The following is a 17181-nucleotide window of genomic DNA, read 5'->3' as shown; positions in this document are numbered from 1 at the left end:
CTTCGCCAACGAAGTCCCCGGCATTGTCGACCACGTAGGTGTCGTTGCCACCATAGCCGAACATCCGGTCTGCACCGGCGCGGCCGTTCAGTGTGTTGACACCAGCATTACCCAGCAGCGTGTTGTCGAGTTCATTGCCCGCCAGGTAAAGGTTGCCAGAGCCAAGAAGCTGGCCATTCTCGACATTAGGCGAAAGGGTGTAACTCACCGCACTTCGAATAATATCTGTTCCTTCGTTGGTGGCTTCAACGACCTTATCGGCGGTGTTGTCAACAACATAGTTGTCGTTTCCTCGCCCACCATACATCGTGTCAACTCCACGACCACCATTCATTATATCGTCGCCGTTTCCGCCAACAAGGCGGTCCTTGCCGTCCAACCCAACAAGTACATCATCACCGCCACCAGCTTCGAGGAAGTCATCAGACGTCGACCCTTTCAAGTGGCGCGACAAATGATAAATTCTTTCCTGAATTCCACCTGCGGTCTGCCATGCCAGCAACCAACCGTCATCGTCAGTTGCTGAGACAGAATGGTGCTGTCCATAATAGCTAAAGCTGTATCTTCCGGTCATCACATAGGAAACTGTGACCACGTCTCCTTGCGCTGTGCCATCTGCTTCGTAAACACGGAAATTTAGATAATCCGCCCATACTCCACGGATGAAATATGCTTCACGCCAAGTAACAACCCACCCGCCTCCAGAGAGTTCAATTGTTTGAACTGCTACAGGATCTCGAGCGCCGGCATCATCACTCGCCCGAACAATGTCACTACGCTCGGATCCATCTGAGTTGAAAATTTGAAAAAATGCGCCGCCAACTCCGTCCTCTGCACCGGTCCATGAAACGACCCAGCCACCATCTTTAAGTCCACAAACATTCGAATTTTCACTGAACCCATCGGGGCTGCTAACAAGTTGCCGGGGTGAAATAATATCACCGACCGAGTTCATCCGGATTTGATAGGTATATTTATCGGTAGTATTGTCTGAAGCTGTTCCCGCCCATGTGACTAAAACGGTTCCGTCAATAAGGGTCGCAGATGAGAGGTCGAAAACCAACAAACCAGCATATAAGCTGTTCGATGACACAACTGAACCGTTTGCATCGTACGTCTGAAAAGCAATTTGCCCACTATCGTGACCTGCGATCCAGCATCGGGTCCAACCGCCACTCACCTGCGCTATCGTGTAGAACCAGTTTGACGCGGGGATAGTTCCCGAAGCAACTACCTGCCCTTCAATGACTGCAAATTGCATTGATTGGATCGCATCATTGTTCCACTCAAGCCAGGTTGTAACGTGTCCCCCACCATCAAGTGCGGTTACATTTGCGCTGCTTATTTCGGTCCAGCCACCTCCCGCTGGAGTTAAGTTGGAGCGGCTACCTACCAGATTTCCGGTCTTATCGAATAGCTGATAGAAAATTTCAGAAGCAGTTCCCTCGCTGCGAATTTCTCCCCAATGCAGAAGCCAATTGTCATCGGATAATACCTCGACTCCAACGTAACTAAGGCCTTCGGCAAGTGGCGTGTCCAAAGTATACTCCGCAACCATAGAGCCGTCTGCTTCCCGAACGACAACACCTATGCCGGAAATTCCATCAGCTGACGCACCTCCGTCACGGTATGCAGTGACCAAAAGACCGCTTTCCAAGACGGTCGTAATAGGCTGATTAACGACAGGGTGAGCATCTCTCAGCAAATCTCGGTGATAGGTAGAGCGATAACCAATAACTGACATTTATATGCAACCCAAAAAAATCGACCCTTGGTGAAGTTAACTTATAAGGGTATATTTCTAATAATTTTGTTATAACCCTTTGGCGAGATTGTCTGATCTCGCCGACGTCAGCCAAGATACGACGGTGTTGAAGGTGATCCACTATTTATATCGAGAATTCATGAATTCAGCCAGTACTTCCTATGTAGGACTGAATAGCCCCGAGTTCCGTAGACACCTATTGGTTCATGATTGATGTCTGTTTTCGAAGTCGACTGGCGACAGCATGCCGTTTCGGGCGTGCTTGCGGGTTGGATTGTAGAACATCTCGATGTAGTCGAACACATCCTGGCGTGCTTCGTCCCGGGTTCGATAGGTCCGTCGCCGTATTCTCTCTCGTTTGAGCAGGTTGAAGAAACTCTCGGCCACGGCATTGTCATGACAGTTTCCGCGTCGGCTCATGGAATGAACCAGATTGTGGTGACGTAGAAAGCTGGCCCAATCCATGCTCGTGAATTGGGAGCCCTGATCGGAATGGATGAGCACCATGTTCCGAGGTTTTCTTCGCCACACGGCCATGTGCAGAGCCTGGAGGACAAGCTCGGTTGTCTGCCTATTTTGCAAAGACCAGCCAACGATACGACGCGAGAACAGGTCGATGACCACGGCCAGATAGGCAAAGCCCTCCATGGTCTTGATGTAAGGTGATATCGGTCACCCAGGCTGTGTCCGACGCATCAACATCGAATTGCCGGGCCAGGGTGTTGTCGACCACCACAGACGGTTTTCCGACATAAGAGCCCGGTCGACGACCCCGATAACCGATCTGGGCCTTGATCCCGGCCAGCCTGGCCAGTCGTGCGACGCGGTTCAGGCAGCAGGCCTCACCCTGATCCAGCAGATCGTCATGAAGCTTGCGATGTCCATAGACCTTGCCGCTCTCCTTCCAAGCTTCCTCGATCAACCGCGTCTGACGGATGTCTTCTTGGGCCCGATTGCTCAGCGGATGCTTTAGCCAAGCGTAGAAGCCGCTGGGATGGATGCGCAGGCAGCGGCACATCGTCCGCACCGAAAATATGGAGCGATGCTCGGCGACGAACGCGTACCTCACTTTGCATCCTTGGCGAAGTACGCGGCCGCTTTTTTTAAGATGTCACGTTCCTCGGTGACCCGTGCCAGTTCCCGCTTCAATTGCCGGATCTCATCGGACTGATCACTGCTTTGGGAGGTCTCCGACGCGTACTTCTTGCGCCACGCATAAAGAGAATGCGCGCTCACACCCAGCCGCTGTGACACTTCCGAAACCGGATACCCACGCTCGGTGATCTGACGCACGGCGTCGCGCTTGAAATCTTCAGTGAAATTAGCTTTGCCCATGAAGGCCTCCTTGCCTCAAATTTAGGAAAGAAGGCGTCTACAAATCTAGGGGCTATTCAGAATTTGGATTGCACCTGCCAGTTGAGAGGCTATTGTGCGTTATTATGATTGGATGATCCTTCGAAGTTCATGACATTATGTTCGGTTGTGGGGTTACATTTATGGGTTTCGTATTATTCGCCTTGCGCAAGACTCTATACTCTTTCGCTGTTTTGATGATGTTATTTTTGATGTTTATGTATGGTATGATAATGTTTGGACTGTTTACAAACTCATCAGAAATAATGAATTCAAGATATCCAGGTCTAAAAGTTATTCTATATACACTTACGACCTTTTGGATGTTGCCGTTAATTTTGTCGGTATTCTATAACCGGTACTCTCCAGGTGAAGAAAAAGAAAAGTTTCCCATCGCCATGGCAATAATTTTATTGACTACAACTATATTGGGCGGTGTGACGCCTCTATTTCACACTTGGTTGTAATATAGGAAATTGCGTTGAACTCAATCAAACAAATCCATAGGCAATGCAGCAAGGGTCCAATCGCGATCAGACAGCAATATCATTGACCAGTTAATTATGCTTGGAGCCGATCGCGGCGTCACTGCAGATCTCTGCCACCAGAACTGATTCTTCCCCCCGCTTTACGTTCGCCGCCTTCTGCGTATCCGAAAACTTCGATGCCTTCATCAATTCCGCTCCTTCCCAGCCAGCAAACTCGTCGCGGAAAACTCTAACCCAAATCGAGGGAGTTTAACGGGAGCACATCACGTCGCTGAAACCTCACGACACCAGCCCATGCAGGGACTTGTGGAGGTGCAATTTGCCCTCCCCAGCCCTGTCGATCATGGCGCGGAAGTATCCACCTGGGGATGCGATTTGTTCGGGAGCGCGCAAGGCTTTCTCGGCAACGACGACAAGGCAAGCAGCAGCCAGGAATTTTCCCTGTCGTTCGACGGCGTTTTGATAGCCGGCCGGACTGAGGCCGATCAAAATCCGCAAGTGATCCGCGGCCTGACACAGCCGTGACCAGTCGGAGAACGAAAGCCCGATTTCACTTTGCACCTGGGTACAGGCTGCCCGAATAAGACCGATGGACACTCCATCGAGGTTTGTTTCCGGTAATTTGCCTCCCGCCGACCTTGCCGCTTGCGGTTTAGGCAGTTGCAGTTCTGTGCGCCCGCCGCAAGGCTTTCTTTCAAGAGCCATTTCAACGGCGAAGCCGTTGTCAGTAGTTAGGTTAGTGTCTTGCTCGTTAGAGCAAGTCCGTTCGTTATTACTTCTTAGTGAGTCGGTTTGGGTTGTAATAGATATAGGGCTGACATCAATGTCACCCGCGCATGACATTTTATCACTAGATTTGTCGGAGTTGGCTTCGTAGAGGGCCAGAGCTTCTTCATAAAGTCTCCGCAACATCTCGGCCCGTTCTGCCGAGGTCAACTGATCGCGTTTGACGACACTCTGCGCGCTCGTGAAAAAGTTGTGAAACGATGCAGGATCCTCTTCTGCCATGTCGGCGATTGCGCGTGAAAGCCGCGTAATGGTGCGCTTTGCTTCCTGCTCGGCCTTGAGACGACGCTGAAAGGCATCTGCCTGCAGCTTGAAGGCCTCCAGATTGAAACATGCCGGGGTGAAGTCCAGGCCATAGGCTTGCTCGGCCTCCCCTGCCCGGCCGCGATAGACAAAACGACGCCCTGTGGGACTATCACGGTACGCGAGGATCCCCGCTTCAACGAGTTTCTTCAGGCAACGTGTGACTGTGCGCGTGGTTTTGCGAGTGTAGTCTGCAAGACGCTGATTGGAGATTGCCACGACGGGACGCCGACCGGCCTTGAAGTCGTCGCCTTGGACGAGCCCCAAAAGGATATCGAGCACGTGGTAGGCTGTTCCGTCGATGCCAAGCGCCGGCGCAACGCGCTTGAGAACCAGCGAAACATCCTTTTTCAAAACTACAGGTCTATCGTCCCGGGCGGCCAAACGCGCACTTGCAAGTATCCCATGCGTCACCTTTCTGAATGAAGAGACGTTCGAAACAGTAGGCATATAAACCTCCGTTCGCCGGCGCGATTTCGCATCCGGCGTCTATCAATTTGGGAGGTTCAGGTTTGGAAAATCGGCAGAAATCCACCGTTCACGCGAGAAGCCTCTTGCGTGGTGATTCGGGATGCACTACAACGGGATTGCTTAGGGTTCCCGTTGGGACTTTCCCATCTGAACCATGGAATTAGGGGCTATCTGGTTGCAGCCAGATGGTCCCTTTTCATTTGGTCTACGCTCTCTTGCATTCCCCTTTCTCTCAAAGCCAGGCCATCCAGAAGCCCGAAAACTAATTCTGATCACCATCTTGACGAAGGAAATCAGCATGCAACTCCGGGAGCTTCTCGCTGAGCCATCTCGCAAAACGAGCTTCAGCTTTTGGAAACGTCACCATCGATGACGATGTCGTCTCCTTGAACTTACCCAAGAGCTTGCCGGCAGACCTGATCTCGATTTGAGTAGATTTCATCGAGTCTGACTTTTGTCTTCCCTTTGCTGCATGAGAAGCAAGCTTCATACGCTCCGCGCCATCCCCTTCCAGAAAGGACCGATCCTTAACGATCTTGCGGATGCGATCAGCTACCTTTTGATCATCGAACAGCTTTGAAAACTCCACCCATGCCGGTCGCCCTACCCCCTTTGCACGGCCTATTGCATGTACGATATCGTCCGGGATTGCATTGGCGACCTTAAGAAGGACCGAAATATTCGTCTCCTTTTGGCCGAGGATCGGTTCCATGTCGCGCTGCTTGATACCGGCGTTCTTCAACTGAACGGCCCAGAGCGCTTGTTCAATCCAGCTCAAATTTTCACGAACGCCGTTCTCGAGAGACTGCTCCCTGATCAACTCGGCATCGGTGAGATCACGGACATATGCGCGAACTCGGACAGTTTCCGGTCTGTCCGCTTCTCGATGCAATTCCTGGAGAGCCGCCGTCCTGCGATGGCCGTACGCTAATTGGTAACGGCCCTCTTCATTAGGATGTGGGCGGACAAGAACGGGCAATTTCTGCCCTTCTCTCTCGATAGACACTTTCAATTCTTGCAGCGCTGCTGTTGCTTCCGCGTCTGTTTGAAATCGATCGCTGAATGGAGACGGGTCTATCTTGTCAGGGTTCAGCGAGAGCACTGTGTCACCTGACAGACTCGTAAGCGCCTTGCCGACGTTGCCAACTACCGGGGAGCCCATGCGGCGATGGCGTGGCGACTTTGGCACGACTTCGGCCGTGCTCGTCCCCTCACCTTCAGCCATCTGCTGGAGAATGGATTTCTTCATGCCTCTCGTCCCCAAACTCGCTTGATGATGTCGAGAATTTCGTCATTGACCCGGTCGGAGCTCTCACGGGCACGCTTGTAGGCGTCCCTGCCCACTTCTCCAGTCTCCAACTCGTAGAGCGACTTCTTTGCTACGCCACCCGCAGCGATCGCAGTGGACTCCCAGGCCTCGGCAACCAGTACATCTTCTGCGAAGAGACGTCGGATAATGCCACTCATGTATTTTTGCGGTCCGTCATTTGGGTTCACTCTTGTAAGCAGGAACCGTATCCATTCGTGATCGAACTTTGCCCCGAAAGCCTCCAACGTTTCAGCCAGCTCGGAAATCATGATCAGGAACTGATTGCACGACGCGACATCGAGCATCGCCGGATGGACTGTAATTACGAGTGCAGTTGCTGCGTAGAGAGCGGCAAGTGTCGAGTATCCCAGCGACGGAGGCGTGTCCAAAACGACTACATCATAATTACTCTCGACAGAGGCAATCGCGTTTCGCAGGCGTTCGAAGAAAAGTCCGAGCTCATCCCTGTGGTTGTTCGCAAGATAGGAAGGTGTATCAAATTCGAAATCCATCAGTTCCAGGTTTCCAGGAACGATGTGAATTCCGGGGAAGTAAGTCGCTTGGATAATCTCTGCGAACGCCTTGCGGTCGTCGTCATACCGAAGGGCAGCGTAGGCGGTCTCGTTCGAGTCGAGGTCGAATTCGGGCTGGATCCCAAATGTTGAGGTCATCGAGGCCTGTGGATCGAGATCGATGCACAGTACACGGTATCCCTGGATGGCGAGATAATGCGCCAGATGAACCGAGGTCGTTGTCTTGCTGGACCCGCCCTTGAAATTCGCCGTCGCAATCACTTGAAGGCGCTCGCCTACCCGGCGGTGCGGCAGTAGGCGAAGTGCGTCTTCGGGCCGCTGTTCCGCTAGATACTCCCGCAGTTCCCAGACTTGTTCAATGCTGTAAATGCGCTTGTTGTTATCGGTTCTAGTTGGCTGGGGCCCTTTGCCTTCTAGAGTCAAAGACCTAAGAGTGCTTTCCGGAATCCCCAGCAGCTTCACCAGATCTAGGGTCGAGAATGTGCGCCCGAAGACTTTTTGCGACTCTGGTGGATACATCCGCGCACGCATGGAATTCAACTCTGCAGAGAGCTGGCGCGTATAATCCTCAATCTTCTTTGCCGTATCCGGCTTGGGAAGAATGTGTACTGGATTGTCGCTTACTGCCATTCGGCACTCCTGACGGCAAACACCTTGTTGGTGACCTATTTGCCGTCAGGAGTGAATGAAGTCGCCAAAAATTGCAAGGAATATTAGGTTAATGAGAGGTTAACGATGACCTTGTCAGATGTGGCACTCCGAAAGCTCAACGATGCTATATTTGGTAACCGACCTGCCTGCGTAGCAACGTGGCATAACAGACGCAACTGAAATTCTTTCGATATTACAAAAGATTGCCTGATACCTTCGAGTGTTATTGTCGAACAATATGCCAGATCGATTTCTCTACCAAATTGCCGACAAGTCACTCGTTTGCTCGCGTAGGCCGCGTACGAATTCCACAGCTTGAGCCTACTAAGCTCTTATTTGCTCTCTGCGATTGGTGGCCAAGCTGATTCTTTGGCCGGTGTTCATCTGGATCCCGCAGTGAGTCGCCCTTGCTTGCCTACGGCAGGAGCTTCGATATCTCCGATCATCAAACACGCTGCCGAATGGCTTCCTGCGACTACACACGCTCTATCAGGTCAACGAGATGCAAACGGAGAAATGGACAGAAAGGGAAAAAGTTGGCGGGTGGACGTGAGTCCTCGCGGCCGCATGACCAAGCACACGAAGCCGCCGCAGGCCATGTGTACCCCCTTCCCCCGAAATTAAGTGCGAGGGCTCTCACGCCTACTTAGCGCCGGTTAAAATTTTATTCTGGTGCAGCAGCTGTTAGATGTCAGCCCCCTTGCGTGTGCGCGCCAGCCTAGCTTGGCAACATGACGAAGCAGACTGCCTCTTCTTCTGGCATTGCCCACGGTGCCTTGACCACCGAAATCGCCACGGCAGCACCGCCCCACCGGCACAGACATTAGCACGACTAACGCTCCGAAATGCATCAAGATCCTTCCGGTCGGCAAGGTAACAACCCGCGACGGGCGCTTTTGCATTTTCCACGCCGAGGCGTCTGCTGCCAGGTTCAACCCCGACGGCATCGACAGTCCTGTCGACCACGTCCATTACATCTCGAAAAACGACAAGCCGGCTGCAGTTGGCTGAATCAAGAAAATGACAGTCAAAGCGGATGAGTTCCATGGCCGGGTCGACTGGTGGAATGCTTGCAAGGACGTATCGACTGTAAAGTGCCGACATTTCATTTTCCCGCCTTTCCAGATGAGAAGCCACCTGGCTCCATTCCGTCGCTCTTGTGGTGGCAACGGCACGCGCTATGGCGCTTGCCTATGCTTCTCCCGAGACTGAAATAGGGGAAGACCCAATTAAGTCTTTTGTCGAGGCCCTTGGCCAGGGCACGGATGCGGATCAGGCTGCCTGCCTTGCCGCCAGCACGGCTTGTCGACCGGCAAGGTGGATAAATCCGTTCACGACGCAACACTGGCAATACTTTCGGCTGCCATTGAAAAGTGGGGGGGGCTGAGAGCGAATAGCCGTAAGAGGGATATTCACGAGCCGATTGAAGGCGCGCTTGCAGACAAGATTTACTACCCGTGGCAAGTAACAGGCGCTTCACCCTGTTTCTATGTTCTGTTCGCGAGCATGCCCTCGCGCTTTTCTAAGCGGCCGGCATAATCCAACGTATTCGTTTTGATCCGCTGTTGTTGGTTCCTAATATCGCAATCCATCCACAAGCACCGCAATATCCTAGTGTTTACTGGAAATATTGAGGACGGCGCTCATGCAAATTCGATCTAGTGGGGCGCAGGCTTGTTGCGTTCGATCATGCAGCTAAGGCGACTTATCAATTGATAAGCCCCCCAAACAATCGCGAAGCGCACTTTAAAATACATCATGCCGTCATGTTCGCTACTGCTACTTTGAAGCAACCCCAAGAGACGGCACATGAGGCTTGCGGTTCGGGAGTTCGCCGGACTTGAGAACCGCGCCTACTGCGTGCCGTGACCGGGTTGCTCAAACACTTCGACAAATAGGCAAGAGATTGCATTTTGCTGAGCACCACTTGGGACACGAGCAAGAGGCCTTGTCTGCAAAAACTTATCAGCTGATAAGCTTGATCAGCGCGACTGAATGAAAGCCAGTGCACCCAAAAGCTTCGCAGGCCCGACTAATTCAAGCTCAATACGGCTTTGTTTTCGCCAATTATACAAATGTGCTTATACGAAATTGAACCCACTACCGTACGGGTAACGCCCCTCCCCAGGATCAGCCCGGCCCGTCAGGGCTGGTCCGGTCCAGCAGCGGCGATCCTCAATTTCGAAATGTGCAGACTGGCGGCAGTGTTCCTGCCGCCAGTGCTTTGCGCGTTAGGCTGCGGCTCTCAAGCCTTTCAGGTCCGCCATCTTTTCAGAAAGCGTCCAAAGGGCCTTGTTCAGTTTCACATCCTGATCGATGCCTTTGACCGCTCGGGAGGTGGAGCGGCGAAGGCGGCCATGTTCATCGCGGAAACGTGCCTCCAAGCCGCCCCGGATGGCGTTTTCCTGAACGACGTTAAAAGTTGTCCAGAGGTCGTTTTCCCGGTCGCCCGTGCGGCGGGTGTTCAAAAGCTGGCTCGGCTGAATGTGGGTCGCGGTTTCCCCTTCGTTGTCTCCGAAGCGGGCAATGTGCGCAGCCTCCGCAAACACCTGCTTTTCGTCACGGTCGAGGATCAGGCCGCTCCAATCGGCTGGCGCGGCAAGGGCCTTTTCCGCTTCCTTCAACACACGGAACGTGCCGTCAATCACCTTGTGCCGCACGTCGCCGCTGTGACGAACCTTCACGCTTTCGAGGGTGGAGGTCTGGGCGACAAGGGAATTTAGGCACCGGATGCGGAACAACCCGGCCATGATGTCGAACGCGGACGTTCCGTCATTTGCGTTCTTGAGCAGGATTTCGCAAACGGTATCACCAACACAAAACTTGGCATCGTGGTCGAGGCGGCGAAGCCGGATCAGATGCTTGGTGAAGTCCTTCTTGCTGGCATCGCGGGTGCGGCCTTGCTTCACACCAACCGGCATGAATCCTTCGTCTGTCAGCGCACGCAGAACTTCGATGGTAGGGATCGGCTGGAAACGTTCGGAACGGCTCTCATGGGCTGAGACTGCGAAGATAGACGGAGCGCTCCGGCGCATTTCGTCTTCGCTGAGAGCGCGGGCGGAATCAAAGCGTGCGGTGCTGGCATATACTGAGTTCATTGGTTTGCTCCTGTTTCCTGACTTGGCCGGGGTGGTTCGTTTCATTTTCCGCGTCGTCGGAAACGGGGGCGGCGGATCAAGGACCGGAAGCGGGGAGGGGGATCACCCGCGCGCACAAGGCGAGAGCCGCGGAGCGTGGGGACACCCCGCAGGAGGCCGCGCAGCGGTTTATCCTTGATCTAACGGGGGGCGGAGCCCCTACTTTCAAGAGAAAAGCCCGGCTTCTCTGCCGGTCGATCTTTCATGGGGTAGGCGCGCGGGTCAGGTTCGGAGAAGGAACGCGATCGGGCCGGTGGGCCGGCGCGACCCTGTTGCATTGGAGGACCTGGGCCGCGCGCCGTAGGGGCGAAGCCCCTCCCCAGGATCAGCCCGGCCCGTCAGGGCTGGTCCGGTCCAACGGCCTATCGGCAAGCCTTCATATTGATTTTTCGGCTGAAACTGCTAACATCTTTCTAGGAAAAGGGACGACAGGTTTCCCTGTCGTCCCTTTTCCTAGATAGTGAATTGGACCCGGATCACGATTTGCAAGGTCGTCCGGGTCTTTTTCATTTCTAGGGTAACGCTAATGGGTATGAACCACATCGCATTACCTCCGATTTGAAAGCAAGGCTGTTGCCTCAGCCGGGTAAGCCCATCCCACCCGGTCGCACCGCTTGCCCGGCGCTGCTGCTTCCGCCCTCAAAACTGATTGGCTCACCGATAGCACATCTGGCGGTCAATAGATTAACGAGAGGTTAACCTCTCATCCCACCATACAAGGACTCGTGCGCCTCTTGGATCGCGTCGAACGCCTCTGTCTGGATGACTTCGTCATTGCTGCAAAGCTCGGGCATTCCAAAGCGTGCAGCGGCCAACTCCCGAAAGTCCCGATAGTCGTCTGCGGCGAGGATTTGGCACTGGATGGCGACCGAGCGCACCATACTGGACACCTCACCCACCCACGCCTCTTAGATCCGTCCCACGCGGATGCTATCGAAGCGCTCAGCTGCGAGCCGCAAGGCATTGTTGAATTTCGCTTTCCGGCGCACTAACGGCCAATAGTCTGCGGCGTTTGCATCGACGCTAGGGATCGTCTTCGTTTTCAGCATGTCGAAACCTCCTGTCGATGGATTAGCGGAACGCAAAGCCGGGTTGACTGGCTTGACCGAAAATCGAGATTTCGAGCCGAACAGCTTCTTGCAATTCCAGCCGGTACGTACGCGCGCTCCGCAGAAGTCCAAGGCGGGACGAACACCCCTCAAGCATCCGGCAAGAGCCGAACAGGGAGAACAGGACGGCCCGGCCAGTAACCGGCTTCACGCCCATTTTTCCGACATAGTATTTCCGCCCGTTGGCGTTGACGGCCTCCGGCTCCTCGCTTGCCCTGATTTGTCGATAGAGTTTCTTCCAGTCGGTGCGGTTCATTTTTGTGCTCTTCGTTCGCGGCGTATCGCCTTTCATTTTCCGCGTCCTCGGAAACGGGGGAGCCGGGTCAAGGACCATGGCAGGGGAGGGGGATCACCCGCACACACAAGGCGCAGCTGCGGAGCGTGGGGATACCCCTGCCATGGCCGCGCAGCGGTTCATCCTTGACCTGGCGGGGGCGGAGCCCCTTTCAGCAAGCAAAAGTCCGGCTCTGGCCGGTCATTGTTCCAGGGGTAGGGGAGCGGGTCACGTCTGAAAAAGGAACGGGGTCGGGCCGGTGCGCCGGCGCGATCATGTTGCTTCGGAGGATCTGGGCCGCTCACCGTAGGGGCAACGCCCCTGCCGAGGATCAGCCCGGCCCGTCAGGGCTGGTCCGCTCCCGAAACAGGGGGCAGGGGCATCCAAAGCGTTGCATCGGAGCCGTACCCGTTGAGCATCTTGCAGCCGGTTGTTCCTAGGATACCCGAAAAGGAGCGATTTCTGTTCTAGTCGAACGCACTCGAAACCGGGGCCGCTTTCGAAGGAAAGCGGCCCCGTGTTGTCCGGATGCATGTTCAGATTCAGCCGGGCCCTCGCCGAGACGTGACGCCAGATCGCCTTGTCCTGCTGCTTCTGACCCGCTCAGATATATTCGTCACCGGGAACGCAGACCGCTCTCCGGTCGTCAAACAGAAACTCGGAAATGTGCCTCATCATGTTGGCACGCCCACCATTTGTATGGAATCCCAATTTGTTCAGGCCGTTGGCATACTGTTTGAACGTGGGGTCCGGCATGTGGGGATTGGGCGTCAAAAAGAGCTCCTGATAGCGGAAAACCGGTTTGTATCCGGCAAACGACAGTCCGATCAGTTCCCGGGCCAGCACCTTCGGAACTTGGTGGTGCTGGTTCCACAGCATTCCAATATTCCGGTTCATGAATTCCTGCCAGGCCCATGTGGGATAATCGATCCGGATGCCCTGTTTCTGGGCCTCCCATTGCCTGGCTTCTTCCTCGCACTCACGCCAGATGGCGGCTTCGCGTGCTTCAAGCGCAATGTGGACTGTCTGATGGCCCGTCGCCGCACCGATGATCAGGGCGTCATTCAGAATCGGAGTCCAGGCCTTTTCGCTCAGAATGCTTCCTACGCCTTGCACCGCTACCGGGTTTCTTACCACCGGTCTCTTTGCCCCGCCCTGGCCCTCGCCCCTGCCTTTCCTTCGCCGGTATTCTTCCTGCTGTGCAATCCAGACCGTTTGCTGATCCTGAATGCCGTTTGCCGCTGTTATCCCGAAATTGGCGATCAGTTCCTTGCAAGTCCGGATACTGGCCCCCCCGAGAATCGTCATCTTCAACTGATCCCGTGCGGTCGTCTGGTAAAGCCGGAAAGCGGCATCGATATAATAGTCCATGTGATTGGGTTGGTCCCAGCGCGTCCAATGGGCAATCCAGGCATTATCCGCCCTGTAGACGTCTACGACCTCATTGATCTCTTGTCTGAATTGCTGAAAGTTAAGTGGCATATCAGGTCTCTTCGAGAAGTTCGGGATGTCCTTGAACCACATGCAAGCCTATGAAGGGAAGGGGCCTGTGACCTGCGACACAGCAGACGTAGGCTGTTGGATTATTTAAACAAAAAGCTGTTGATGCGCTTTTCATACGTCGAACTTGATGGGCATCACGACGAGGAAGGTATGGGTGGCCGAACCAATCATCACAACGGCGGTTCGGAGAAATTGGGGCAGACCGGCACGTCGAAAATCAGTCGTGATATCCCACGTGATCACTCTAGGTGGTCGACCCGAAGCTGATCGCCAAACACCCGCACCGTTTCCCGGCTTTTCTCGGCAAGATTTTCTCCACCTTGGCGCGGAGCAATAGGGAGCGCGAGGTCCGGGACCATCTATGGATCGGAAGACACGATACCGGGTGAGGGGCCATGGAACCGTTCGAAACCTGCGATGGGAGCAGCTTAACCCGGCGATCGCGCTAAGCTGGCAGAGCAAATAGATCCATCTGATCCCATTCTTCGCCTCTCCCGAAAGCGTACGGCGGATCCGCTAAACCCAGAACGCCATCGAGGCGCTGAACTCGAAGTTGCTGTATCTGGTTCTCAATTACACGGCCGCGGAATGGAAGTAGCTGCCTCGCAAGTGGTTCGGGGCCGAGACCAAATTCGCCGTCAAATTCGGCAAACGGTTCGTCAGATAGTGAGGGAGACAGGCCTCAAGCACAAATTAACCGACAGTCCGTCGCACGACCCGCTCGAGAAATAAAATCGAAGAAATCTTTGTATAGGTCACATTGCACAAATAATAAATGGCATGTAAGACGCTTCATCGTATTATTATCAGAACAACTATTGGCCTCCTCTCCCACAAGAGAGCCTGCCCATAAGGATAACCATGACCAATACACCAGAGAACGACATCGCCCTGGAGGCGGCCTGTATTGAACTCACCAGCGATATCGTTTCGTCATACGTGTCCAACAACACGGTTGCCGCTGCTGATTTGGCGGGCCTGATAGCGTCCGTGCACAAAGCACTCGTTTCTGCCGCGCAGAAGACCCAGGAGCCGGAAGTTGTTGAGGTCGTGCCGGCGGTGCCGATCAAGAAGTCCGTCGGAGGCGATTTTATTATCTGCCTGGAAGACGGCAAGAAGTTCAAATCGCTGAAGCGGCATCTTCGGACCCACTACGACCTGACGCCGGAAGAATACCGGGCCAAATGGAACCTTCCGGCGGATTATCCGATGGTTGCGCCAAATTATGCAGCGGCCCGTTCAGAGCTGGCCAAGCAAATGGGACTAGGTCAGCAAAGAGCTCAAAAAGGCAGGAAACCGACTAAAAAGTAGCTCTAATAGACAAGGCCTCGAACTGAAGCGCCTGAACTTGATGCGGGTTCGGTCAAACACTGCATGTGCCGAGGATCTTGACTTTAATGCTACTGGGTAGCACTTTCTTGTAGAAGGAGACCACCCGTGAGCATTAAATCCTCCATTTCATTGACCGAACAGCAGGATGCCTTTGCGCGCTCTCTTGTTGAGTCCGGTCAGTATTCAAGCCTGAGTTCGGTTCTGCAGCAGGGCCTTGAGCTTCTGCGCCAGAAAACCGAGTTGGAGTCCCTCGAAACACAGGCTCTCCGCGAACTCATCGGACAGAGGACGAATGGTCCTGCTGTATCTGCAGCAGAAATGGAAACCCGCGTGGAAGCGATGGTCGAGCGAAAGCGGCGTGGCCTGCGTGTGGACCCTTGAGTATTCGAACGCCGCTGAGCGCGACTTTGAGCTGATCTTCGATCACCTGTTTCAAACCTATGCCGATCTCGGGGAAGATCAAATCGCAGCCTTCGAACGCGCGGCCGAGCGCGTCAGGTCCATCCGGTCCACCATCGATCGGCTCGCGGAAACTCCGTTCATAGGCACGCTTCGGCCGGACATCCTGCCGGGCCTGCGGTTCGTGCGCCGCGATCAGGCCGCAGTGTGGTTTCTTGCCGATTCATCCGACAACAAGATCTTTGTTGCCGCCATTTTCTTCGGGGCTCAGGACCACATCTGGAAAATGCTGACCCGCCTGCTGTCTGACTGACCGCCGATCTTGTGCCTGTCCGCACCCGGTCACCCGAGCATTCAGACGGACCAACGTCTGCTCCGACCCACAACATTGTAACAGCTGGAGGCCGGGCGAGGGAGCGGAGCAGGAGGCCGACCACCTGATCAAGCCCACTTAGAGCATTGCCTGAAGCACTTCGGCTGTTGCCGGCATACGCTTCAGACTTGCCAGGATTCTCGTTCGCCACGCTGGACCGGTCTCGCTCGCCAACTGATAAGCTTCGATCAGATCGTCGGGTCTGGTTTCGCTCAAGGCTTCGATCAGAAATGCCGCCTGTGCACGGTCCTTATGGGCTTTGAGTGCGTCCGGTCCACCCTGTCTTCTGTCGGCGACAATCAGCTTGTGGATCGCGAAACGTTCAGGTCGCGGGACCTGCACCAACACTCCTGATCTATACAGAAAGGGAACACGAATTGGCTCGGCAATCAGGTAATTGAGGAAATGTAAGCTCTGTGCATTGACCCCAAGCGCAGGAAGATCGCGGATCCCCTCATCCTCTTCAAAGGAAGGCGTCAGGAATTCCACCAGCGTCTGGCGATTTGACTGTCGCCAACGCCAGGTTTTGTCGCTCTCAAGTGTTGGCAGCGGATCAAATTGAAGTTCGGAAAAAACCTCTGCCAACGGAGGTTGGACCGTATCAGCGAGAGCGAGGGATAAGCGCTCGAAACTCGCAATGTCGATATCGTCTGTCGTTGCCGATTGATCGAAGCCGATCCGAACGCCAAGCTCACCTTCATAACTGCGAAAGGCGTGCGTGCCGACGATCGTTCCCCCGAGACGAAAGACACCGGCCTTCGCCATTGCCGAGACGACCTGACCGGATCCCACATCCGCAAACAGATACCCCTCGGCCCGCAGCACGCGCATCAACCTGGCGCGCTCGCGATCCGCCTGCTTGGCAGCCTCCGCGATTTCAGATTGCCTGTTCAACCGGCTGCGCAGTTCCGGAGTGTCTTCACCGATGTATCGGTCGACAGTTTTGTTGCCGATGCGGAAGTGATCATACCAGTAGGTTTTTGCGCCAACCGTTTTGGATCTCGGTACGCCCCGGAGGTCCGAAACGACACCGTCGATCAATGAGCGTCGCAGATCCGTCCAGGCTGCGATACCGATTGGGCTATGGTAGCTCACCGACATTCTTACCCCACATACCTTTTTTCGTGGGGTAATCCTAACATAGAAAATACCCCACAAACTAATTATTGTGGGGTAGGTTTCAATTAAAGCTTACACGTAAATTTTTCCAAACATAGGTTTCAATCTACTTGTTCGGATGAAGCAGAACACTGCCGCCATATTCAGGAATAAATAACACTGAAAAGTCGTCAGAGAAGGAATTGGCGTCATTTTCCATTTTTGAGATTACTTTGTAACATTTCCCGCATTTACGGCCCGCTCTACTCTCACCACATCGACGAAATTCATGTCGGC

At 54.2% G+C, this 17181-nt stretch carries 12 protein-coding genes and 2 pseudogenes; 4 read left to right on the top strand and 10 right to left on the bottom strand.

The features are described from left to right. The 9 genes and pseudogenes from V1T76_RS28685 to V1T76_RS28645 all read right to left on the bottom strand — a co-directional run. On the bottom strand, positions 1-1744 hold a 1744-nt coding region (locus tag V1T76_RS28685; protein ID WP_330564086.1), incomplete at its 3' end, for a calcium-binding protein. A 225-nt stretch (positions 1745-1969) separates the two neighbouring features. Then, positions 1970-3100 (bottom strand): annotated as a pseudogene (locus V1T76_RS28680) (IS3 family transposase). Between the two features lie 785 nt (positions 3101-3885). Further along, positions 3886-5145, bottom strand: a complete 1260-nt coding sequence (gene repC / locus V1T76_RS28675; RefSeq protein WP_330564085.1) for a plasmid replication protein RepC — start codon at positions 5143-5145, stop codon at positions 3886-3888. A 283-nt stretch (positions 5146-5428) separates the two neighbouring features. Next, a complete protein-coding gene (repB, locus tag V1T76_RS28670) occupies positions 5429-6415 on the bottom strand; it encodes a plasmid partitioning protein RepB (protein WP_330564084.1) in 987 nt (328 codons plus the stop codon). Next, positions 6412-7638 carry a plasmid partitioning protein RepA gene (repA, locus tag V1T76_RS28665; RefSeq protein WP_148581930.1) on the bottom strand — a complete coding sequence of 409 codons (1227 nt, stop codon included), beginning with the start codon at positions 7636-7638 and terminating at the stop codon, positions 6412-6414. Before repA ends, repB begins: the two co-directional genes overlap by 4 nt. A 2252-nt stretch (positions 7639-9890) precedes the next feature. Beyond that, positions 9891-10757 carry a DUF932 domain-containing protein gene (locus tag V1T76_RS28660; RefSeq protein WP_330564083.1) on the bottom strand — a complete coding sequence of 289 codons (867 nt, stop codon included), beginning with the start codon at positions 10755-10757 and terminating at the stop codon, positions 9891-9893. 947 nt (positions 10758-11704) lie between these two features. Beyond that, entirely contained in the window at positions 11705-11845 is a 141-nt protein-coding gene (locus V1T76_RS28655) for a hypothetical protein (RefSeq protein WP_330564082.1), read from the bottom strand. Positions 11846-11867: 22 nt separating this feature from the next. Beyond that, the gene (locus V1T76_RS28650) at positions 11868-12161 is read right to left on the bottom strand and encodes a hypothetical protein (RefSeq protein WP_330564081.1); all 294 of its coding nucleotides are present in this window, start codon (positions 12159-12161) and stop codon (positions 11868-11870) included. Positions 12162-12782: 621 nt separating this feature from the next. Then, positions 12783-13661 (bottom strand): hypothetical protein, encoded by an 879-nt coding sequence (locus V1T76_RS28645; RefSeq protein WP_330564080.1) that lies wholly within the window; start codon positions 13659-13661, stop codon positions 12783-12785. A gap of 439 nt (positions 13662-14100) precedes the next feature. On the opposite strand from V1T76_RS28645, the pseudogene V1T76_RS29080 reads away from it, so the two are divergent. The 4 genes and pseudogenes from V1T76_RS29080 to V1T76_RS28630 all read left to right on the top strand — a co-directional run. Beyond that, a pseudogene (locus V1T76_RS29080) lies at positions 14101-14349 on the top strand (transposase); the annotation flags it as partial. A 194-nt stretch (positions 14350-14543) separates the two neighbouring features. Further along, positions 14544-14993: a MucR family transcriptional regulator gene (locus V1T76_RS28640; protein ID WP_330564079.1), complete on the top strand. Its 450-nt coding sequence runs from the start codon at positions 14544-14546 to the stop codon at positions 14991-14993. A gap of 126 nt (positions 14994-15119) precedes the next feature. Then, complete coding sequence (locus tag V1T76_RS28635; protein ID WP_330564078.1) at positions 15120-15395, top strand: ribbon-helix-helix domain-containing protein; 276 nt, start codon at positions 15120-15122, stop codon at positions 15393-15395. Next, complete coding sequence (locus V1T76_RS28630; RefSeq protein WP_330564077.1) at positions 15382-15726, top strand: type II toxin-antitoxin system RelE/ParE family toxin; 345 nt, start codon at positions 15382-15384, stop codon at positions 15724-15726. The genes V1T76_RS28635 and V1T76_RS28630 overlap by 14 nt, the downstream gene beginning before the upstream one ends. Positions 15727-15864: 138 nt before the next feature. Here V1T76_RS28630 and V1T76_RS28625 read toward each other — a convergent pair whose 3' ends face one another. Next, positions 15865-16887, bottom strand: coding sequence for a nucleotidyltransferase family protein (locus tag V1T76_RS28625; RefSeq protein ID WP_330564076.1), 1023 nt, complete (start codon positions 16885-16887; stop codon positions 15865-15867). Positions 16888-17181: the final 294 nt, after the last annotated feature.

Origin of the sequence: Roseibium sp. FZY0029 (genome assembly GCF_036350355.1) — a bacterium.
Classification (GTDB): domain Bacteria; phylum Pseudomonadota; class Alphaproteobacteria; order Rhizobiales; family Stappiaceae; genus Roseibium.
Note: the sequence above shows the minus strand (reverse complement) of the source record. Positions and strands in the feature narration are given on the sequence as shown.